General features: G+C 67.1%; 19 protein-coding genes and 2 pseudogenes. 10 read left to right on the top strand and 11 right to left on the bottom strand.

All coding sequences use genetic code 11. From position 1 onward, the window contains the following. The 6 genes from NKT36_RS16485 to NKT36_RS16460 all read right to left on the bottom strand — a co-directional run bounded on the left by NKT36_RS16485 (window position 1) and on the right by NKT36_RS16460 (window position 6429). On the bottom strand, window positions 1-537 hold the full coding sequence (locus tag NKT36_RS16485; protein ID WP_327053477.1) for an AAA family ATPase: 537 nt from the start codon (window positions 535-537) through the stop codon (window positions 1-3). Window positions 538-820: 283 nt separating this feature from the next. After that, window positions 821-1528 (bottom strand): ABC transporter ATP-binding protein, encoded by a 708-nt coding sequence (locus tag NKT36_RS16480; protein ID WP_327053476.1) that lies wholly within the window; start codon window positions 1526-1528, stop codon window positions 821-823. Further along, the gene (locus tag NKT36_RS16475) at window positions 1528-2286 is read right to left on the bottom strand and encodes an ABC transporter ATP-binding protein (RefSeq protein ID WP_327053475.1); all 759 of its coding nucleotides are present in this window, start codon (window positions 2284-2286) and stop codon (window positions 1528-1530) included. Before NKT36_RS16475 ends, NKT36_RS16480 begins: the two co-directional genes overlap by 1 nt. Then, the gene (locus NKT36_RS16470) at window positions 2286-4304 is read right to left on the bottom strand and encodes an ABC transporter permease (protein ID WP_327053474.1); all 2019 of its coding nucleotides are present in this window, start codon (window positions 4302-4304) and stop codon (window positions 2286-2288) included. Before NKT36_RS16470 ends, NKT36_RS16475 begins: the two co-directional genes overlap by 1 nt. A 1-nt stretch (window position 4305) precedes the next feature. After that, entirely contained in the window at window positions 4306-5562 is a 1257-nt protein-coding gene (locus NKT36_RS16465) for an ABC transporter substrate-binding protein (protein ID WP_407652239.1), read from the bottom strand. 285 nt (window positions 5563-5847) lie between these two features. Then, a complete protein-coding gene (locus NKT36_RS16460) occupies window positions 5848-6429 on the bottom strand; it encodes a carboxymuconolactone decarboxylase family protein (RefSeq protein WP_327053472.1) in 582 nt (193 codons plus the stop codon). 164 nt (window positions 6430-6593) lie between these two features. Here NKT36_RS16460 and NKT36_RS16455 point away from each other — a divergent pair, with 164 nt between their 5' ends. From NKT36_RS16455 to NKT36_RS16420, 8 genes and pseudogenes are all read left to right on the top strand, one after another. Beyond that, a complete protein-coding gene (locus tag NKT36_RS16455) occupies window positions 6594-7316 on the top strand; it encodes an EthD domain-containing protein (protein ID WP_327053471.1) in 723 nt (240 codons plus the stop codon). 94 nt (window positions 7317-7410) lie between these two features. Then, complete coding sequence (locus tag NKT36_RS16450) at window positions 7411-8010, top strand: HD domain-containing protein (RefSeq protein ID WP_327053470.1); 600 nt, start codon at window positions 7411-7413, stop codon at window positions 8008-8010. 38 nt (window positions 8011-8048) lie between these two features. Then, complete coding sequence (locus tag NKT36_RS16445; protein WP_327053469.1) at window positions 8049-8483, top strand: dCTP deaminase/dUTPase family protein; 435 nt, start codon at window positions 8049-8051, stop codon at window positions 8481-8483. 78 nt (window positions 8484-8561) lie between these two features. Further along, on the top strand, window positions 8562-9284 hold the full coding sequence (locus tag NKT36_RS16440; protein WP_327053468.1) for a class I SAM-dependent methyltransferase: 723 nt from the start codon (window positions 8562-8564) through the stop codon (window positions 9282-9284). A gap of 29 nt (window positions 9285-9313) precedes the next feature. Next, window positions 9314-9540, top strand: a pseudogene (locus tag NKT36_RS16435) (MFS transporter); the annotation flags it as partial. A 420-nt stretch (window positions 9541-9960) separates the two neighbouring features. Next, entirely contained in the window at window positions 9961-10497 is a 537-nt protein-coding gene (locus NKT36_RS16430; RefSeq protein WP_327053467.1) for a hypothetical protein, read from the top strand. Between the two features lie 55 nt (window positions 10498-10552). Further along, window positions 10553-10975: a universal stress protein gene (locus tag NKT36_RS16425; protein WP_327053466.1), complete on the top strand. Its 423-nt coding sequence runs from the start codon at window positions 10553-10555 to the stop codon at window positions 10973-10975. 488 nt (window positions 10976-11463) lie between these two features. Beyond that, a complete protein-coding gene (locus NKT36_RS16420) occupies window positions 11464-11721 on the top strand; it encodes a DUF7861 family protein (protein WP_327053465.1) in 258 nt (85 codons plus the stop codon). Between the two features lie 255 nt (window positions 11722-11976). Here NKT36_RS16420 and NKT36_RS16415 read toward each other — a convergent pair. Both NKT36_RS16415 and NKT36_RS16410 read right to left on the bottom strand, forming a co-directional pair. Beyond that, window positions 11977-12147: pseudogene (locus NKT36_RS16415) on the bottom strand (UDP-glucose 4-epimerase); the annotation flags it as partial. 41 nt (window positions 12148-12188) lie between these two features. Beyond that, window positions 12189-13442 carry an MFS transporter gene (locus NKT36_RS16410; protein ID WP_327053464.1) on the bottom strand — a complete coding sequence of 418 codons (1254 nt, stop codon included), beginning with the start codon at window positions 13440-13442 and terminating at the stop codon, window positions 12189-12191. A 1086-nt stretch (window positions 13443-14528) separates the two neighbouring features. Here NKT36_RS16410 and NKT36_RS16405 point away from each other — a divergent pair. Then, window positions 14529-14762: a hypothetical protein gene (locus NKT36_RS16405; RefSeq protein ID WP_327053463.1), complete on the top strand. Its 234-nt coding sequence runs from the start codon at window positions 14529-14531 to the stop codon at window positions 14760-14762. Window positions 14763-14793: 31 nt separating this feature from the next. On the opposite strand, the gene NKT36_RS16400 is transcribed toward NKT36_RS16405, so the two are convergent. After that, entirely contained in the window at window positions 14794-15762 is a 969-nt protein-coding gene (locus tag NKT36_RS16400) for an NAD-dependent epimerase/dehydratase family protein (RefSeq protein WP_327053462.1), read from the bottom strand. Between the two features lie 163 nt (window positions 15763-15925). On the opposite strand from NKT36_RS16400, the gene NKT36_RS16395 reads away from it, so the two are divergent. Beyond that, window positions 15926-16849: an LLM class oxidoreductase gene (locus tag NKT36_RS16395; RefSeq protein WP_327053461.1), complete on the top strand. Its 924-nt coding sequence runs from the start codon at window positions 15926-15928 to the stop codon at window positions 16847-16849. Window positions 16850-16877: 28 nt separating this feature from the next. On the opposite strand, the gene NKT36_RS16390 is transcribed toward NKT36_RS16395, so the two are convergent. Together NKT36_RS16390 and NKT36_RS16385 are read right to left on the bottom strand one after the other, a co-directional pair. After that, window positions 16878-17330: a hypothetical protein gene (locus NKT36_RS16390; protein WP_327053460.1), complete on the bottom strand. Its 453-nt coding sequence runs from the start codon at window positions 17328-17330 to the stop codon at window positions 16878-16880. A gap of 160 nt (window positions 17331-17490) precedes the next feature. Further along, window positions 17491-19188 carry a thiamine pyrophosphate-binding protein gene (locus NKT36_RS16385; RefSeq protein WP_327053459.1) on the bottom strand — a complete coding sequence of 566 codons (1698 nt, stop codon included), beginning with the start codon at window positions 19186-19188 and terminating at the stop codon, window positions 17491-17493. Between the last annotated feature and the right edge of the window lie 180 nt (window positions 19189-19368).

Genomic DNA, 19368 nt, shown 5'->3' with positions numbered 1-19368 from the left:
TCACTCAAAGATGGCAGCGAGGCGTTCCTCGAAGGCCTGGCGCGACCCGTCGTTGAGGACGTGGTAATCGTGACCGAATGGTGCCGCGAGGTCCGACATCCCACTGTTCAACTCCCGGAGATCGCGACACAAGAGGTCGGCCGACGTGTGACCCTCGTCACGCCGCCGGTACCGCTGGAGGCGAAGTGGCAGCGGCGCCTGGACCCACACGACTGGCGTCGGTCCAAACCGGTCACGGACAGCCTCGACCGACGTCTTTGAGTGGACTCCCTCGATGACGACGCCAGTCGGGGCGTCACCGCGCCGGACCAGTCGCTGGTCCAGTTCCGTGAGCACCTCCTGGACAAACGCTGTCCGTCCACTCTCTTCGTGTATTCGTAGCACGAACTCACCGACCGACTCGTCCCGGTCCTGCTCGTCATACGCCTGTCGCACGGTATCGCCAACGGACACTGTGTCGTACCCCCACCGCTTCGCATACTCACCGGCCGTCGTCTTGCCGCTCCCTGATAGACCCGAGATAACGAAAGATCGCACGGTGTCGAGGGTAGGGAAGGAACAAACTTAGTTGGTCGGAACCGCCGGACGACGACGAGGCTGTAATCATGGGTCGACCACGACAGAAGTATCGGTAGATACCCGTGCGTTCTTGATCCGCCGAGTCCAATTTCAACCGATTGGTACAGCCGTTCGAAGCGGTGTCGATGGGTCTACGATGCCCGATGTGCGCCCTGTCTTCAGCAGGAGCGGCGAAAGACACCACCGTTCGAGAACCGCGACAGAGAAGGAAAGCAGCGATGCGGACCGCGGCGTCCTGCCGCTAGAGGCTGATGCCGAGGTGGCGGTCCATCGTCTCCTCGTCGTCGCGCAGTTCCTCGGGCGACCCCTCGAAGACGATGCCGCTCTGGTCGAGGAGGAACGCGCGGTCGGCCAGATCGAGCGCGACGGCGACGTTCTGCTCGACGAGCAGGACGGTGATGCCCTCCTCGTTCAGTTCCTCGACGAGGTCGGCCACGCGCTCGACGATGAGCGGCGCCAGCCCCTCCGTGGGTTCGTCCAGCAGGAGCACGTCGGCGCCGCAGACGAGCGCCCGAGCGATGGAGAGCATCTGCTGCTCGCCGCCGGAGAGGTCCGTTCCGCGGTTGTCCTGGCGCTCCCGGAGGTTCTCGAAGGTGTCGAGGACGGAGTCGACGTCGCGCCGGAAGGCGCTGTCGCCGCCGCCGAGCGCGCCGACGGAGAGGTTCTCGCGGACGGTGAGCCCGGGGAAGACGCGGCGCTCCTCGGGCACCAGCGCGAGGCCGCGGCGCGCCGTCTCGACCGGCGACAGGCCCGTCACGTCCTCGCCGTCGTAGCGGACGGTCCCGGCGGTCGGTTCGAGCGCACCGGTGATGCTGCGCAGCGTCGTCGTCTTGCCGACGCCGTTGCGGCCCACGAGCGTGACGATCTCGCCCTCCTCGACGTCGAGCGAGATGCCCGAGAGCACCTCCGTCTCGCCGTAGCCGGCGCGGAGGTTCTCGACGGACAGCATCAGTGACCACCTCCGCCCAGGTAGGCGTCCTGGACGTCTTCGTTCGCGGCGACCTCCTCCGGCGTTCCGGTCGCCAGTTCCTGGCCGCGGTCGAGCACGGTTATCCTGTCGGAGACGTTCATCACCATGTCGATGTCGTGTTCGATCAGCAGTAGCGTGCGTTCGGAGAGGACGTCGGCGACGAGCTCCATCGTCGCCTCCGTCTCCTCGACGCTCATCCCGGCGGTCGGCTCGTCCAGCAGGACGACCTTCGGGTCGGTCGCGAGGACGAGGCCGATCTCCAGGCGGCGGCGGTCGCCGTACGCGAGTGCCGCCGCCGTCTCGTCGGCGCGGTCCGCGAGTTCGACGCGGCCGAGCACGTCCTCGACGCGCTCCTCGACGTCCGGGAAGCTGTCCGAACTGCGGAAGAAGCGGTCGCCCGCCGTGATCGTCTCGTCCATCGCCGACTGCGTGGCGAGGCGGACGTTCTCGCGGACGCTCAGCCCGCCGAAGACGGTGGTTATCTGGAACGAGCGCCCGATGCCGCGCCGGACGCGCTCGTTCGGCGGAAGCTGGGACACGTCCTCGCCGTCGAAGCGGATCGTCCCGTCCGTCGGCGAGAGCGCGCCGGAGATGAGGTTGAACAGCGTCGTCTTGCCGGCCCCGTTCGGACCGATGACGCAGCGGAACTCGCCGGCCTCGACCGAGAGGTCGACGTGGTCGACGGCGACGAGTTCGCCGAACTGGCGGACCAGCCCGTCCGTTTCGAGCACCGCCATCAGTCGCTCACCTCCCTGTCGGCGACCGAGTCGGGCTCGGCCTGCCCCGGGCCGCCGCCGAAGCGGTCGAAGCGGTCGGCCAGCAGTTCCGGAACCGACACCAGCCCGCGGGGAACGAAGATGACGAAGCCGACGAACACCAGCCCGAGGATGCCCTGCCACTGCTCGAACACGAGTCCGAGGTCGAGCCCGAGCAGGTGGACGCCCTGGAAGGTGTCGCCGAGCGTCAGCAGGAGCTCTTCGAGCCCCCAGAAGACGCCGGCACCGAGCATCGGTCCGTAGAGGGTCCCCATGCCGCCGAGTATCGTCATGACGACGACCTCGCCGGAGCGGATCCACGCGAGGAACGACGGCGCGACGCCGCCGGTCTGGATGGCCGACAGTCCGCCCGCGAGACCGGCGATGGCCCCGCTGACGACGAATGCCTGTCGGCGGTACGCGGTGACGTCGTACCCGATGAACGACGCCCGTTCCTCGCTCTCGCGGATGCCCTGGAGCACGCTGCCGAACGGCGCCGACATCAGCCGGCGCGCGAGCAGGTAGGAGGCGACCACGGCCGCCAGGACGAAGTAGTAGAACAGGTGGATGTCGCCGAGCAGCGCGAAGTTGCCGACCTCCGGGCCGCCGAACAGGCCGTAGACGGGGTCGAAGCCGAACAGGCCGTCGCTGCCGCCCGTGATCGACATGTTGCCGACGAGCTGGTAGAACAACTCGGCGAATCCGAGCGTGATCATCGAGAAGTAGACGCCGGAGACCCGGATGGAGAGGTAGCCGACCACCCAGGCGACGACCGCCGCGATACCGATGCCGACCGCCAGCGCGACGTACACCGACGGGACAGCGTGCTGGACGGTGAGGACGGTGCCGTACGCGCCCAGCCCGAAGAAGAGGACGTGGCCGAGCGACACCAGTCCCGCGTAGCCCATCACGAAGTCGAGGCTGAGCGCGAACAGCGCCCAGACGAAGATGGTCAGCAGCAGCGAGTTGACCAGGTACGACGAGTAGAGGACGCCGATGCCCAGCGGCGCGATGGCGAGCAGCGCGACGAGCGCGACGCCGAGGCGCTTGCGCGTCTGCGGGCCGAACACGCTCCGCCCGCCGGTCAGCAGGTCGCCGCTCGCCTCCCACTCTGGGTCGCCGAACAGGCCCTGCGGCCGGACGAGCAGGACGCCGATCATCAGCAGGAAGACGACCAGTCCTTCGAGGTTCGGCAGGACCGCGTCGAGACCGAAGGGTGGGCTCCGGAAGAACGTCTGGACGACACCGACGGTGAACCCGCCGACGACCGCGCCGCGGAAGCTCCCGAGACCGCCGAGGACGACGATGACGAACGCCGGGATGATGATGGAGCCGCCCATCCCGGGGCTGACGCTCTGTTTCGCGCCGAGGACGATGCCGGCGACCGCGGCCAGCATCGTGCCGAACGCGAACACGAACGTGTAGTAGCGGTCGATGTCGATGCCGAGGTGACGGACCATCTCGCGGTCCTGCGACCCCGCGCGGACGACCAGACCGAACCGCGTCCGGTTCAGGAGCAGCCACGTCCCGACGGCGGTGAAGACGCCGATGGCGATGACGAAGAGGTTGTACTTCGGGTAGCTGAAGCCGGGCAGCGCCACGGGCCCCTGCAGCATCGGCGGCTGGGCCAGCGACCGCGGGTTCGGCCCCCAGAACAGTTCGATGGCGTCCTTGAACACGAGCACGAGGCCGAACGTGAGCAGGATGTGGTAGAGCGGGTTGCGCCCGTACAGCTTCCTGACCGTCCAGCGCTCGACGACGGCCCCGACGAGGCCGACGAGCAGCGGTGCGACGACGAGCGCGACCCAGAAGGCACTCCCGCCGGTCCCGACGGCGACGATGGCGACCGCGAGGTACGCACCGAGCGCGAAGAACTCGCCGTGGGCGAAGTTGATGACGTCCATCACGCCGAAGATGATGGACAGACCGGCGGCGAGCAGCACGTACACTGCGCCGATGGTCAGCCCGTTGAGGAACTGTTCGACGAGTGCGCCGGCCATATCAGAGCGAGCACCCGGTGGTGTCACAGGGCGGGATAGCGTCGTCGCCGCTCACCTTCTCGATGAGCTCGACGTCCGCCATCTTGCCCCCGTTGTACACGTTCTTTCCGACCCAGACGGGGTTCTTCGCCTGCTGGTCGCAGGTCCGGAACTGGTTCTGGCCGTACAGCGTCTCCATCTGCATTCCGGAGAGCGTGTCCTTGACCTCGTTCGGGTCGGTGCTGCCGGCCTCCCGGACGCCGTTGGCGACCATCCGGATGGAATCGTAGGCGACGCGGGCGAAGCTGTCCGGCGAGGAGTCGTGTTTCTCCTCGAACGCCGACACGAACTCCTGGTTGTCACCGGTCTCGACCTTCGGCACGTACCGGGTGCCGCTGTAGATGCCGTCGGCGGCCTCGCCCAGCGCCCCGCGCACGACCTGGAAGCTACCCGTCGAGGTCATGATGTCCATCTCCTCGTGGAGGCCCTGGCTCTTGGCCTGCTTGAGGAAGTTGATGAGGTCGCCGCCGGTCGCACCGATGACGGCGACCTCGGCGTCGGAGCTCTTCATCTGGCTGATGAAGGAGTCGAAGTTCTTCGCGCCGAGTTCGGCCTTGGTGACGCCGACCTCGTTGAACGCGGCGTCGGACTCCTTCATCCGGTTCCGGAACTCGCGGAGCACGGACTGTCCGTAGGCGTAGTCGGCGATGTGGAACCAGACGTCGCTACCGAGGTTCTTCTGGGTCCACACGGCGCACGCCTCCGCGATCTGGGCCGTGTTCGTCTCGGCGCGGAACACGTACTCGTTGCAGTTCTTTCCGGTGACCGGGATCGCCGCGGCGCCCGGCGCGTAGATGATCTCCTCCTCCTGCGCGAACTCGTTGAGCGCGAGGGCCACGGAACTGGAGATGGCACCCATCAGGAACGAAGCGTCGTGCTGCTGGACGATCTTCCGGGCCTCCTGTGGACCCTTCGCCTCGTTCGCCTGGGTGTCGCCGTACTCCGCGTCGATGGTGAAGTCGTACTCGTCGCTGTCGTTGATGGTCTCCACCGCGAGTTTGGCCCCCTTCCGCTGTTCCTCGGCCAGGCCGGCGTACGGCCCGGTCATCGGATTGAGGACGCCGTACTTCACGGTGTCGACGCTACCGCCACCGCCGCTACCCCCGATGTTGCTGAGACAACCAGCGAACGCTGCCACGCCAGTGGCGCCTACCGCCCCTAACAGGTCACGTCGCTTGGTGCTTGATGCAGTTGGATCGTCCGCGTCACTGTCCGCCATGGAAGCACGGAACAAACGGGGTATAATAAATGATTGTATAAAGTTTTCTGAACTTGTACCCCCGGATAGAACTCTGGAAGAAAATGCGAGAAAGCTACGGCAAAATTTACGTCACAGGAGCAGAAATTACTGTAAATGGACACATGTGACCGTTTGCTTCCACTTCTGTACGAAGGGCGTGGCGTGGGCGAACGAGGAACCCGCCAGCGAGACGAACATGTCGAGAAACGACCGTAAGCCGGTCGGAAGGCCGCGTCGAGACGGCGGCGGCGCGATCGCTGACGTTCAGATGGGGCACCGCTCGCGGACCCGTTCCGCGGCGCGCGCGACGCCGGTCCTCGTCGCTTCGAGACAGCGGCGGGCGCGCCGGACGCGACGGGCAGCCACGAACCGGACCGCGTCGTAAGAGTTACCGAGCAGATTCCCGAAGTAGATGGCGCGGACGAACGCCTGAACGTCCGCGGCCGTCTCCGCACCGTACGCCGCTCGCAGGTCGGTGACGGCCTCCCGGCCGGGCGACTCGTCCGCCTCGGCGTACCGCTGGGCGAACGCGAGCGCGGGCAGTTCGTCGTCGTCGACCGCCGTCCCGACGTCACCCTCCAGGATCTGCCGCACCGTCCCCTCGTCGACCCCGGTCTCGAGCGCGAGGTCGGAGTGATAGCGCGTGCAGTACTGGCACTCGTTGACCGCCGTGACGGCGAGCATGATCTTCTCCGCGAAGGCGTCGCTGACCCGATCGGCCCGCCGCGCACGGACGAGCGCCGGCAGGTTCCGGACGAACCGGGCGACCCCCGGCAGGAACGAGCGAACCGTGAACGTCGTCTTCCGGAATCCGTCGCCACCTCGCGACCTGCTGGACTTCGACATCTGTCAGCCTCTTCCCGCGACGGTACCAAATCGATTGCGGAGGCGGCGGACGTCACCGGAACCGGACGAGGGTGGAACGGTCGCGTCGGCGCGACCGCCACGAGACGGGTGCCCAATTGGCCGCGTCCGGGCGATTTATCAGCACACCGGTAGAGCCACGACACATGTACAAGCACGTCGCACTGCTGGTGCGCCAGGACGGGATGAGCCACGACGAGTTCGTCGACTACTGGCAGAACAACCACACCCCCATCGCCCGCGAGATAGAAGGCGTCACGCGGTACCAGACCGTCCTCCCGACGGACCCCGAGAACGCCGAGTTCGACGGCATCGCCGAACTGTACTTCGAGGACCTCGACAAGCTCTACGACGCGCTCGGCAGCGAGGGCTCCCGCGACTACGACCCCGACAAGGGAAAGGCAAAGGAGGCCCGCGAGGACGTGAACAACTTCCTCGCGCTCCAGGAGCGCCCCCGCTTCATCGGCGAGGAGATCGTCCAGAAGGACGAGACCGACGGCGACACCACCGGGCTGTACAAGCACTCGGCGTTCCTCGTGCGCCAGGACGGGATGAGCCACGACGAGTTCGTCGACTACTGGCAGAACAACCACACCCCCATCGCCCGCGAGATAGAAGGCGTCGTCCGCTACGCGACGGTGCTGCCGACGGACCCCGAGAACGCCGAGTTCGACGGCATCGCCGAACTGTACTTCGAGGACCTCGACAAGCTCTACGACGCGCTCGGCAGCGAGGGCTCCCGCGACTACGACCCCGACAAGGGCAAGGCCAGGGAGGCCCGCGAGGACGTCGACAACTTCCTCGCGCTGCAGGAGCGCCCCCGCTTCATCGGGCAGGAGACCGTCCAGAAGGACGAGACCAGCGACTAGACCGGTAGCCACGCCCGACGAGCGCCCGCAGTACCGCTCGCCCGCGTTTACCGAGACACGAACCCTTAGGTGGTCCCCCGCAGACGCCTGAAGCATGACAGACGACGGTCCGGATTACCGCGAGCAGGTCGAGGACGCCTTCCCCGAACTCGACGACATCGAGAGCGACGACCTCCGCGAGAAGGTCGTCGAGGCGTGGGTGCTCGGCCTCGAACGCGGCGGCTGGCGGGACGTCATGGACATCCCCTACGCGTGGAACATCCACGAGGTGACGAACGTCGAGCACGTCCGCGGGGTCACCCGCATCGCCCAGCGCGCGGTCGTGGAACAGCGCGACTTCCACGGTGCCGACCCCGACGAGGACGTCGTGATCGCCGCCTGCCTGCTCCACGACGTGGGCAAGTGCTACGAGTACGTCGACCACGTCGACGACGAGGCGCTGCTCGACCCGGACCCGACGTACGCGACCGAGGAGATACCCCACTCCATCTCCGGATACGCCCTCGCCCACGAGGTCGGCTGCCCGCTCGCTGTCCAGCGCGCCATCCCCCACTTCCTCGGCGAGGTTCCCAAGCGCACCCTCGAGGCGGAACTCGTCAAGAGCGCCAACTCCGCGAGTTCGAACGCCATCACCCAGTCCGCGATGGGCATCACGCTGCAGGAGTGGGTCGAGCAGTACAGCCAGACCCAGTAGGACCGGAGCTTTTTGCGCTGGCGGCCGTCGAACCGGCCATGGAACCGAGCGACCTCACGAGCTACGTCGACGGCCTGCTCCACGAGGAGACACAGGTGACCGACCGCGGCCTCGACCTCACGGTGAGCGAGGTGTGCGTCGTCGAGAGCCCCGGCCGCGTCGACTTCGGCGGCGGAGAACTCCAGGACGCGAAGCTCGCGCCCCACGAGAAGCAGTGGCGCGACGCGGACGACGACTACCGGTGGTGGCACCTCGACGGCGGCCAGTACCTCCTGGCGTACAACGAGCGCCTGGCGACCGACCGCCCGCTGCTGGTCCAGCCCCGCGATGCCCTGCGGGAGCGCGGCGCGTTCCACCCCAGCCTCCGCGTGGCGACGCTGGACCGCGTGCCACTCGCCGTCCCCACGGGCGGTATCCGACTGAAGGAGAACGCCCGCGTCTCGACGCTGTTGCCGCCCGAGGGCGGAGCGTAGGCCGGCGACCGTCGCCGGACCGACAGACCGACCTGTCGGACTGAGAACCTTATCCCGGGCGGCAGCGTACGGAAGACCGTGAGCGAAGCACTCTACGCGGAGCATCCGGACGTCTACGACGCGCTGTACGCCGACAAGGAGTACGACAGGGAGGTCGCGTTCGTCTGCGAGCAGTTCGACGAGCGCGGCAACGGCGGGGACCGCGCGCTCGTCGTCGGCTGCGGCACCGGCGAGCACAGCAGGCGACTGCGCGACCGGGGGTTCGACGTGACGGGCGTCGACCGCTACGAGGCCATGGTCGAGCGCGCCCGCACCAAGTCCGACGCCGACTTCCGCGTCGGCCAGTTGCCGGACCTGCCGGTCGAGGGCGCGTTCGACCTCGTCTTCGTCCCGTTCACCGTCGTCAACCACCTGCCGCCGGACGACTTCGCGCCGACCGTGCGCGCGCTCGTCGACGCGCTGGCCGACGGCGGCCTCCTCGTCTTCGACGTGATGGACGAGCGGCCCGAGGAGCCGACGGCCATGCAACTGTACACGTCCGACCGGCCCGAGGGGACGTACGCCCGCCTCGTCCAGCGGCGACCCACGGACGGCCGGCAGTACCGCTGGGACTCGCTGATCTTCACGCCCGACGGCGAGTTCTTCGTCGACGTCCACGAGTTGACCGACTTCGACCGCGAGGTCGTGACCGGCGCGCTGGAGGTCCTGGGACTCGACGTCGCAACGTTCGGCTGGTACGGCGACGTCGACGAGTCGGAGACGGACATGACCGTCTTCGTGGGGAGCGACGACCGGTCGTAGCACCGTCGGTGAACGCCACATCTGACAGCAGTCTCGTCGTCACGTTCGGTTTCGTCAAGGACTGCTCGACCTCTACGCCGGCAAGTGGGGCGAGGAGTACGGTCGCAAGCCCGTTCTGGTCGCCCAGCGGGCGACCACGCTTCCGCTCCCGGTCATCCTCGTCTTCGCCCCGAACTGGGCCTGGATCACCGTCGGGAACGTCCTGCTGGGCATCAACCAGGGACTGACCTGGAGCATGGCAACCAACGACCGGATCGGCACCAGATCGACACTGTCCAGTCTCGATACAAAAGGTGCACGTCGCCGCTGGGTTCCTGCCCGAGAAGCGGCCAACCCTGGTGTCACACACGTCTGCCCTCGGAAAAGCCATCACTCGAACGGTAGCGGTGCCAGGCGGAGGGACGAGCGTGGTCGTGATTCACGAAGTGACCGCCGGCGGGACGAAGCGGGTGGCAAAACCGCGGGGTCTTCAGGCTGGGGCTTCTAGAGTGGACGATGAAACGCGCCCGTCACTGCTGGACGATCGAGGACGACGGAGACGGACCGTCCCCCGAACGGAGCAGCCGTGTCCGGTGAACTCGTCGTGGCTGTGGGCCGTGCCCACCGATCTGGCGTCGCTCTGTCGCGATACTTCCGGCGGCTGTTGACACCGCCGCTTCCGGGTGACGGGCTGCTGTTGGTCGGCTTCCTCGAGGGAGTGCTCGGCTGGGGGCTGTCGTGGCTGTTCAGCCAGAACCCCGGATTGGCTCCGGTCGGGCTGATCCAGTCGATCGTCCTCACGTGGATCGTCCTGACCGGTGGGATACTGTTCGTCGGCGTGACCTACACCGCACCGACCGTCCGCCGGAACCGGGTCTGGCTGATATGGGGCGGGCTCAACGTGGTCGCGACCGCGGTCAACGTCGCCGCCCTCGCCGGAACGCTCCCGTCGGGGCTGCTCGCGTACGCGTACTGGCACCCGTGGCTGGCGGTGATGGGGGTCGGCTACCTCGTGACTGGGTTGTACAACTGGAGGAGCCCACAGATCCGCTATCAGGAGCGTTTCGTCTACGTCGCCACCGGGCTGGTGACACTCGGCCTGCTGGCCGCGAGTCTCGGACCGCTGGCTGGATTCGTGACTGCCAACATCTTCGTGCTCGGCGGGGTGTTACAGCTCGTCCCGATCGGCCACGACGTGCTCGCTGACGCAGTGCTCATCGCCCGCCGACAGTAGCGCCCCAGAGTAATCGAAGGATGAGCTCCAGACCAACCGACCCTCGATTCGACTGATGTACGACACCATCCTACTCCCGACAGACGGTAGCGAGGCGACGACCGACGCCGCCGCCCACGCGTTCAGCCACGCCAAACGGTACGACGCCGCGATACACGTACTGTCGGTCGTCGAACTCGCCAGCAGCCCCGGGACCGCCGGCCGGGACGAGGAGAAACTCGACAAGCGGAGACGTGAGCGGATGGCAACGGCCGAACGGCTCGTCGAGGAACACGCTCCCGTGGGCGTCGACGCGACCGTCGTCGTGGAGTTCGGGAGCCCCGCCCGTGTCATCACAGAGTACGTGACGGAGGTTGGGGCCGACCTCGTGGTCATGAGTACCCGTGCCCGGGGCGGAGTCGAACGGTTCATCTTCGGCAGCATCACGGAGCAGGTCATCCAGACTATCGACGCACCCGTCCTGGCGGTCCAGCGCTGACCCATTGCAGGGGACGCGTAACCGATAGCCCACGGCGACCGCCGACGATACTCGCCCGCTGCCTCCCTCGAACTGGGCGAAGTGAAGAAGTCGCTACAAGACGCTACTGAAAGCGAGGAGCGTCTCGCGACCCGCGGTGCTCCTGGCCGAGGTGGTGACGTTTTGTCCGTCGAGCCCCTGTAACACGTGATGAGTGAACTCCCAGAGACCCTCGCGGGTGTTGCCAGCGCTGACTGTACCGGGCTGCAAGCACCGGTCACCGGATCGACGAGCGGGGTCGGGCGGGGCGCAGCGCTGAGGCCTGGCCGACTCGGTGCGGACGGCATCGTCCACGGCCGAGATCCACAGGCAGGTGCGGACGTGGTCGACGAACTCTCGCAGGGTGGTGTCGACGCGACGTTCCACGTCAACAATCGTTCGCCGTCTCTGCTGACGGTCCGTCGCACCCGACGACCGGTCAGCGCCGGCCGACTCCTGACGCCCCCAGCATGAGTTACGACCGCATTCACGCACGGGAGCCGACCCATCACCGGGACCAGTGGTCAGTCGGGACCATCGAATCGATCGAGGAGCGGGACGGCCACTGTGTCGTCACGGTCACCGCCGAACGGGGCGAGACACGAGACCTCGTCGTCACGCTCGCCATTCGCGACCTGTTCGTGAGTCGACTGGACGTCCACGAGGGAGCCTCACCCGTCGGCGAGCGGGTCTGGTATCGGAAACGCGGCGGTCACACGTCCCCGTAGGGAAGGGCGCGACAAGAGATGCGAGGTCGAGTCCGGGCACTGTCCTGCCGATGCGGTAGCGCTGTACACCATCGGTATCACAGTTCATCGGATGCGGGACGTCGCCACCACCGTGGTCGAGAACGCACAGCGAATCTGGTAGTCGGTGACCTGGTCGCCGTCCCACGACCACCGCAAGAGGACGTGTTTGAGAGCCGCGACGAGTGACCGCGCGGGTCTCGAAACGAAAAGGCCGTCCGAAATTCCGTCGTACCGTTACTCGATTGGGTCGAGCCCCTCCTCCTCGCGGAGGACGTTTATGTACTTCCGGAAGCCGCTCTCGAGGTCGTACTGCGGTTCGTAGCCGAGGTCCTCCTTGACGGCGGTCATGTCGAGCTTCTGGGTCCAGGGGAGTTCGCCCTCGTCGGAGACGTCGGCAGGCGAGTCGTACGGCGAGCGAACGCGTCCGATCGGCGTGTAGTCGGCGGTCACGCCGAAGCCCCTGCCTTCGAGACCGAGATGACCGCAGCGGCAGCGACGAGCGGGAACAGCGCGAGGGCGCCGAACAGCAGCGAGTACGAACTGCTCGACAGAATCCAGCCGGCCAGGGAGGCGCCGAACGCGCCGATCCCGAAGTTGACCGTGAAGACGACGCCGAAACCGATGCCCTGGCCTGCGTCCGGCGTGTGTTTCGCGACGAGGCCAGACTGCAGCGGGGCGAGCGTGAACAGCAGGGCACCGAAGACGAGTCCGACCGCGATGACGGCAGTGCCGGAGAGCCACCCGAGGGCGAGCAGTACGAGCGAGGTGGAGACGAAGACGCCCAGCAGGACGTGCTCGATCTGGAACCGTTCACCGAGGTTCCCGCCGACGACCTGGCCGACCGACCCGGTCAGCAGGATCAGTGAGTACAGCCACTGCCCCGCACCGACGGACGCGCTCGCGACCTCGAGACTCGGGAGCGTCGAGAGCGTGTCGATGAACTTCGGGAGGAACGTGAGCGTGCCTCGGTAGTAGACGCCGGCGAACACGTACATGGCGACGATGCCGATGAAGACCGGCGTGACGAGGGCCTTGAGCTGATCGACCACGTCACCGAACGAATGTTCGGACGCCGTGTGGTCGTTCGAGTCCGAGGGACCGCGGAGCGCGAACAGGACGCCGAAGCCGAGGAGCGGGACGGCGAGCAGCGTGAGCACGGTTCGCCAGTCGGTGACGGCCAGGCCGGCCGTGATGAGGAGCGGGCCGATACCGATCCCCAGGTTCGCGCCGATGCCATGGTAGGCGAACCCCTTGCTCGGTGCGTCCGCTTCGCGACTGATGAACGCGAGTGCGGGCGGATGATAGAACCCGGCACCGACTCCTGCGAGGGCGACGACGACCGCCAGCGTAGCGAACGAGTTCACCAGGGGAATGGCGAGAAACACGCTGCCGGTCAACACCAGGAATCCGGTGATGACCTTGTCCGCGCCAAACCGGTCGCTCAGGATGCCGGAGGGAAGCGCCATGGCTCCGTACAGGCCGGTCATCAGCGTGACGAGCAGTCCCAGTTCGTAGGTCGTCACCTGGAACTCCTCGATCCATATAGGAACGAACAGCGGAATCGAAAGGACGACGAGGTGGTCGAGCGCGTGGGCGCCCGTCGTGTATCCGATGAGTCGCTGGTCGGCTTCAGGGACTCCGCGCCCATCGAGGACGTCGCGGAGTGTGTGCCTGAGCCGAGATAGAATTGCATTATTCATGCAATTATTATTCTTCTCCCCTATATTAATAGGACTGTGATACCGGAGAGTGATGCCATCCCAGAGTCGCGTTAATCTAGCCCACACGGCAGCCGAAAGCCTACACGGAATCCCGACGGCATCACCATCCGAACACGGACACCCATGACGCGTCCTGGGGCGTCTGACGGGGGGCTTCCCGGGACAGTTCCGCTGATAGTATTCCGTAGTAACTACAATACCGCCCAGGGAGCGATGCTATCTCATCGATACCGGCGTCGCCAACGTGCACGGCGGTCTAGAAAAGGACGACAGTGCACCGTGTTCCTACCCCCTCGTCGGCCGGGGAACGACATTCTGTATCGATTCGATGGGGTGTACGGTGCGATTCCCGTGGAGGGATGGCAGCGAGCAGCGAGACTCGACGGGACGTTTCTTCAGGCCCCGTCTGTCCCGATTAGGGCCGCTGTTCGTGCGATTCAGGAAGCGCAGAACAAGTATCGTCGGCACACTGTTGGTCGCCGAGGGCTGGTTTACAGTGGATAGCTGTGATACGGATAGCCGGTGTGAAAGGGAGGGCAGTGGGAAGTCGAGGCGAAACGTACTGACGTGGCTGGCAGGAGCGGCGGGAGCTGGGCTTGCGACGGGGGTGCTCGAAAGCGGTCGGGCCGCTGCGAGGACGCCGCCGGTCACGGTGATCCACGGGACGCAGTTCCACGGGCGGTTCGGAGGCCGCAACCAGGCGAACGTCTCGCGGTACGCGACCACGTTAGACAGAATCCGCGACAGGTACCCGAACACCATCTTGCTGGGTACCGGAGACGACCTGGCAAAGCGGCCGTTCGCGACCCCGTTTGCCGGGAAGCATATCGTCGAGGCGTTGGATCAACTCCAGCCGACGGCTGCCACGACCGGAATATTCGGACTTGCGCCCCAGAATATCGCTGCGATGGAACCCGGCTTTCCCGACGAGTATCAGGTACTAGATAACGTGCCTGCAGCGCGGACAGCGGTCGAGCATCTCCAGGCAGCGGTGCCGACTACATCGTCTGTGCGTCGCATCTTGCGCTCGCGGGGGCGGAGACCGTCGCGAAACGCGTCGACGGCGTGGACGCGATCATCGGCGACCACGTCGAACACGTCTTCGACGAACCGCGGATGATCGACGGGACGGTAATCAACACGGTCGGTGCCGGATTCCACCACGCCGCAGCCGTGACGCTCGCTGACGACGGGATGGAAGGCTGGCATCGGAGCAAGGTCACCGCTGCGGTCAAGCCAGACCAGGAGATGGCAGCGGTCGTCGACAGGTGGCGGTACCGGTTCTCGTTCCCACCGTGACTGGCACCGAACGCACCGTCCACAACGTCGTCTATTCGATTGGGTCGAGCCCTTCCTCCTCGCGGAGGACGTTTATGTACTTCCGGAAGCCGCTCTCGAGGTCGTACTGCGGTTCGTAGCCGAGGTCCTCCTTGATGGCGGTCATGTCGAGCTTCTGGGTCCAGGGGAGTTCACCCTCGTCGGAGACGTCGAGGTCGGCGTCGGGCATGATGTCCTGGACCGTCTCGGCTGCCTCGCGGATGGTCGCGACGGTGCCACGGACGTTGTAGACGCGCCGGGAGAGTTCCTCGTCGGGGGTGAACGCGGCGAGGCGGAACGCCTGGGCGATGTCCTCGACGTGCTGCCAGTCGATGACCTGGTCGCCGTACTCGACGGAGAAGGATTCGTCGAGCGCCGGCTTCTCGACGACGTTCGCGAGGAAGGCCGAGCCGCCGGTCTCGCGATAGGGGCCGTAGGCGACCGTCGGGCGGAGCGCGACGTGGCTGAGGTCGTGGTCCTCGAAGTAGACGCGGGCCTGGTGCTCGTTGAACTCCTTGGTCGCACCGTACAGCGTGTCGGGGTAGACGAGGTCGTCCTCGGTCACCCAGTCGTCGTCGTAGTTCGCGGGCGGCGCGAACACGGCAGCCGACGAGGCCCACGCGACCCGCTCGACCTGGTCGTCGAGGGCGCGGGCGGCCTCGAAGATGTTGTTCGTCCCCTGGACGTTCACGTCGATGGCGGCGCGGGGGTTGTCGCGCGCGGTGTTGGTCAGCAGCGCGGCGAGGTGGACGATGCGAGTCGCGCCCGTCTCGCGGACCGCGCGGAAGACGTCCGTCGGGTCGCTGAGGTCGCCGCGACGCACCTCGACGTCGTCGGCGACGCCGAGCTTCTCGAGGATTCGCGTGTCCGTCGACAGGTCGTACGCGACCACGTCGTGGCCGTGGTCGACGAATTCCTTGGCCGTGTACGAGCCGATGAAGCCCGTCCCGCCCGTCACGAGTACCGTCTCAGTTTCGTTCATTCCGACCGGAACTCTGTGCGGCCCGGTAAAAAAGTGTGCCAATGCGGCATGCGGTGCGCGGGAGCGTGGAACGAGCTAGCAGTACACTGACGGATAGCAGGCGGCCGTGGCGTCGTTCGCCGGGACCGCCACCTTCTCCCGGCCGAGGAACCAACCCCCGGCGATGAGCGACCACGAGAACCGCGGGTTCGAGCGACTGTTCGGCGGCGACCTCTCGGTCGGTCTCTTCTTCCCGATAACGACGTCGACGGCGGCGATACCGCCGATGGACGAGCAGGTGGCACTTGCGCAGTACGCGACCGAACTCGGGTTCGACGCGCTCTGGGTCCGGGACGTGCCGCTGCATTGGCCGAAGTTCGGCGACGCCGGACAGGTGTACGACCCGTGGGTCTACCTCGGGCACGTCGCCGCGCACACCGAGGACGTCGCGCTGGCGACGGGCAGCGTCGTCCTCCCGCTCCGCCACCCACTCCACGTGGCGAAGGCGGCGGCGTCCGTCGACCGGCTCTCGAACGGCCGTCTCGTCCTCGGGGTCGCGAGCGGCGACCGGTCGCCGGAGTACCCCGCGTTCGGCGTCGACGAGGACGAGCGCGGCGAACTGTTCCGGGAGAGCGTCCGCGTCATGCGGGCCGCCTGGTCCGAGGAGTTCCCCGAGGTCGAGTCGGCCTACGGAACCACGGACGGACGGCTCGACCTCGTTCCGAAACCGACGACGGAGACGCTTCCGCTGCTCGTGACCGGGAACGCCCGCCAGTCGGTCGACTGGATCGGCGAGCACGGCGACGGCTGGCTCCACTACCAGCTCCCGCTGGACACCGTCGAGAGCGTCGTCGCGGACTGGCGCGCGGCGACCTCCCAGCGGAAGCCGTTCGCCCAGGCCATGCGCGTGCAACTGAAGGCGGACTCGACGGCCGGGATGGACCACGTCCACCAGGGTTTCGCCGCCGGCAGCCAGTGGTTCGTCGACCATCTCCGGGCGCTGTCCGACCGCGGCGTCGACCACCTCGCCATCAACGTCCGGGGCAACGACCGGGACGTCCGGACGGTCCTGGAGGAGTTCGCCGAGGACGTCATCGACGAGGTGTAGCGGCATCCGGCGGCCCCGGCCGGGACGCTCACTCCGAACCGGTGACGAGCAGGTAGAGGAGGACCACCGCCAGCGCGACCTCCGAGACGATGGTGAGGAACTCGACCGGCCCGGCGAAGAGGTGGTCCAGCAGGAACGGGACGAGCGGGCCGCGGTGGGGCGTCCCGGGGCCGAGGAAGAACAACGGCCGATGACCGGAGAGGTGCCACCCGAAGTAGCCGACGACGTAGCCCGTCATGAGAACGACGCCGCCGAGGTAGAGGGGACGGCGATACCGGCCCTGCACGGCGAGCACCAGGCCGGCGACGAGGAAGAGCCCGGAGATGACGAACAGCGGCCAGCGAACGTCGGGCGGGACGAGGAAGCCGGCACCCGCGTACCGGAGCCAGTTGTAGACGCCCAGCGTCAGATGGACGACGGCGACGACGACCGCCAGGTGGGCCGCGACGACCAGCAGCGGAGACGGGAAGTCCGAATCCATCAGCCGAACCGTGGGGCTGACCCGGCAAGTAGTTCGTGGTCCCGCGTTCGGACGGACGACCCGTGTGCGGTAGCGACGTCGCAGCGTGCGCGACAGCGGCGCGCAGGTCACGGACGGCAGACGACGACAACGAAGGCAGAGACGGCAGCGACGAGCCGACCTACTCGTGGAGGCCGCCCACGTTCGCGTAGAACGAGGACTGCAGTTGCTCGACCATCTCCTCGTCGCGGTCGATGCGGGCGTCGACGACGAACGGGACGTCGCTCTCCTTGCCCTCGCGGAGCGCGTCGGCGAGTTCGTCGGGGGTGACGGCGCGGGTGCCGTCGGCGCCGAAGCCCTCGGCCACAGTGACGAAGTCGGTGTCGTGGAACTCCACGCCCGCGATGTCGCCGTCCTCGTGCTGCATCTGGCGGACCATCCCGAGACTGGTGTCGTTCAGCACGACGAACGTCGGCGCGACGCCCTCCTGGACCGCCGTCTCCACGCTCGTCATCGTCATCGTGAACCCGCCGTCGCCCGCCACCCCGATTACGTCCCTGTCGGTCGAAATGGCCGCGCTGACGGCGGCCGGCGTCGCCCAGCCCATCCCTCCGACGCCGCCAGAGCCGAAGTAGGTCCGCGTGGCGGGCGTCTGGAGGTAGTTCAGCAGCCAGAAGCGGTTGTTGCCCGAGTCGGCCGTGACGATGGTGTCCGCGTCGACGACGGCTTCTATCTCCTTGATCGCGCGCTGGGGCTTGATCGGCGATGCGTCGGACTCGCACTTCGGGTCGTGGAACGACTCGCGGGCCTCGCTGGCGCGCTCGCGCGCCCAGTCGTTGCTTCCTTCGCCGGCGGCCGCGAGCGCGGCGAGACTCTCCTTCGCGTCGCCGATGAGCCCAACGTCGGCGGGGTAGACCCAGCCGGCGTTGCGGGTGTCGATGTCCGCGTGGATGATGGTCTGCTCGTCCGGCCGGATGAACGACGGTGCCTGCCAGTTCGTGTCCATCGGGTTCATCCGACAGCCGACGACGAGCAGCGCGTCGGCCTCGCTGACCACCTGGTTCGCGCCCTCGTGGCCGAACGAGCCGATGACGCCCGCTCCGAGGTCGTCCGTCTCCGGGAACGTCGACTTCCCCAGGTAGGAGGTCGTGACGACCGCGTCGTACGCCTCCGCGACCGCCCGCAGTTCGTCGTACGCCTGGGCGGCGTGGACGCCGTTGCCCGCGACGATGACCGGACGCTCGGCCGACCCGAACGCCTCCGCCGCCGCCGCGGTGTCGGCGTCGGTCGGCTTCGCCTCCCAGTTTTTCACCTGCTCCTCGGCGTCCCAGACCGGCGGGATGGGGTCCTCGGGCATCTCGTCGGTGATGGCGTCGCCGTCGAAGATGACCGCCGTCGGCCCCGGCCGGCCGGCGGTGGCGTGCTTGTACGCCAACTGGACGCTGCGCAGCGTCTCCGTCGGCGACCGCGGGAACCAGTGTTCCTTCGTCACGCCGTCGAGAATCTTCGGGAGGTCGAGACCGCCGTAGTCGCCGCGCGACTGCTGGTAGGGCGCGAGCGTCGAGTAGTCGCCGCGCTCGCTCGCCTCCGTCAACACGAGCATCGGCGACGACGAGAGCCGTGCCTCCATCTGGCCGATAGCGCCCAGGCTGCCGATCCAGGGGCCCTGTCCGGCGAGGACGGCTGGCGCGCCGTGCAGACGGCCGTACATCTCGGCCATGACGCTGCCCTCGCGCTCGTCGCGGGGGCGGACGACGTCCACGTCGGCGTCCGGCAGTTCGTCCATCAGTTCGATGATGCGGCCGCCGGGATAGCCGAAGACGTACTCGACGCCCAGCTCGTCGAGGGACTCGACGACGCGTTCGGCGGTGTTCGTCACGTTTCTGCCTCCGTCGACGGTCGAAGGGTGATGGCTTCGTTCACAGTGAACGCAACGCAAGGTCGTGTCCTTAGTTTTTCCCTCCCGGCATGAGAGACGGCCCGCCGTCAGCTGGCGGTTCGGGCGGCGGCCGGGACGGGTCGCACCGTCACGAGGACGACGTCCGCACCGGCCGCTGCC

Origin of the sequence: Halomicrococcus gelatinilyticus (genome assembly GCA_024227995.1) — an archaeon.
Lineage (GTDB): Archaea > Halobacteriota > Halobacteria > Halobacteriales > Haladaptataceae > Halomicrococcus > Halomicrococcus gelatinilyticus.
This window is presented reverse-complemented; position numbering and strand designations above follow the sequence as displayed.

Bases quoted from the DNA above. Each gene is read 5' to 3' on its own strand.
- NKT36_RS16480 (WP_327053476.1), bottom strand. From the start codon at position 1,528: ATGCTGTCCGTCGAGAACCTCCGCGCCGGCTACGGCGAGACGGAGGTG.
- NKT36_RS16475 (WP_327053475.1), bottom strand. From the start codon at position 2,286: ATGGCGGTGCTCGAAACGGACGGGCTGGTCCGCCAGTTCGGCGAACTC.
- NKT36_RS16470 (WP_327053474.1), bottom strand. From the start codon at position 4,304: ATGGCCGGCGCACTCGTCGAACAGTTCCTCAACGGGCTGACCATCGGC.
- NKT36_RS16465 (WP_407652239.1), bottom strand. From the start codon at position 5,562: ATGGCGGACAGTGACGCGGACGATCCAACTGCATCAAGCACCAAGCGA.
- NKT36_RS16460 (WP_327053472.1), bottom strand. From the start codon at position 6,429: ATGTCGAAGTCCAGCAGGTCGCGAGGTGGCGACGGATTCCGGAAGACG.
- NKT36_RS16455 (WP_327053471.1), top strand. From the start codon at position 6,594: ATGTACAAGCACGTCGCACTGCTGGTGCGCCAGGACGGGATGAGCCAC.
- NKT36_RS16450 (WP_327053470.1), top strand. From the start codon at position 7,411: ATGACAGACGACGGTCCGGATTACCGCGAGCAGGTCGAGGACGCCTTC.
- NKT36_RS16445 (WP_327053469.1), top strand. From the start codon at position 8,049: ATGGAACCGAGCGACCTCACGAGCTACGTCGACGGCCTGCTCCACGAG.
- NKT36_RS16425 (WP_327053466.1), top strand. From the start codon at position 10,553: ATGTACGACACCATCCTACTCCCGACAGACGGTAGCGAGGCGACGACC.
- NKT36_RS16420 (WP_327053465.1), top strand. From the start codon at position 11,464: ATGAGTTACGACCGCATTCACGCACGGGAGCCGACCCATCACCGGGAC.
- NKT36_RS16410 (WP_327053464.1), bottom strand. From the start codon at position 13,442: ATGAATAATGCAATTCTATCTCGGCTCAGGCACACACTCCGCGACGTC.
- NKT36_RS16400 (WP_327053462.1), bottom strand. From the start codon at position 15,762: ATGAACGAAACTGAGACGGTACTCGTGACGGGCGGGACGGGCTTCATC.
- NKT36_RS16395 (WP_327053461.1), top strand. From the start codon at position 15,926: ATGAGCGACCACGAGAACCGCGGGTTCGAGCGACTGTTCGGCGGCGAC.
- NKT36_RS16390 (WP_327053460.1), bottom strand. From the start codon at position 17,330: ATGGATTCGGACTTCCCGTCTCCGCTGCTGGTCGTCGCGGCCCACCTG.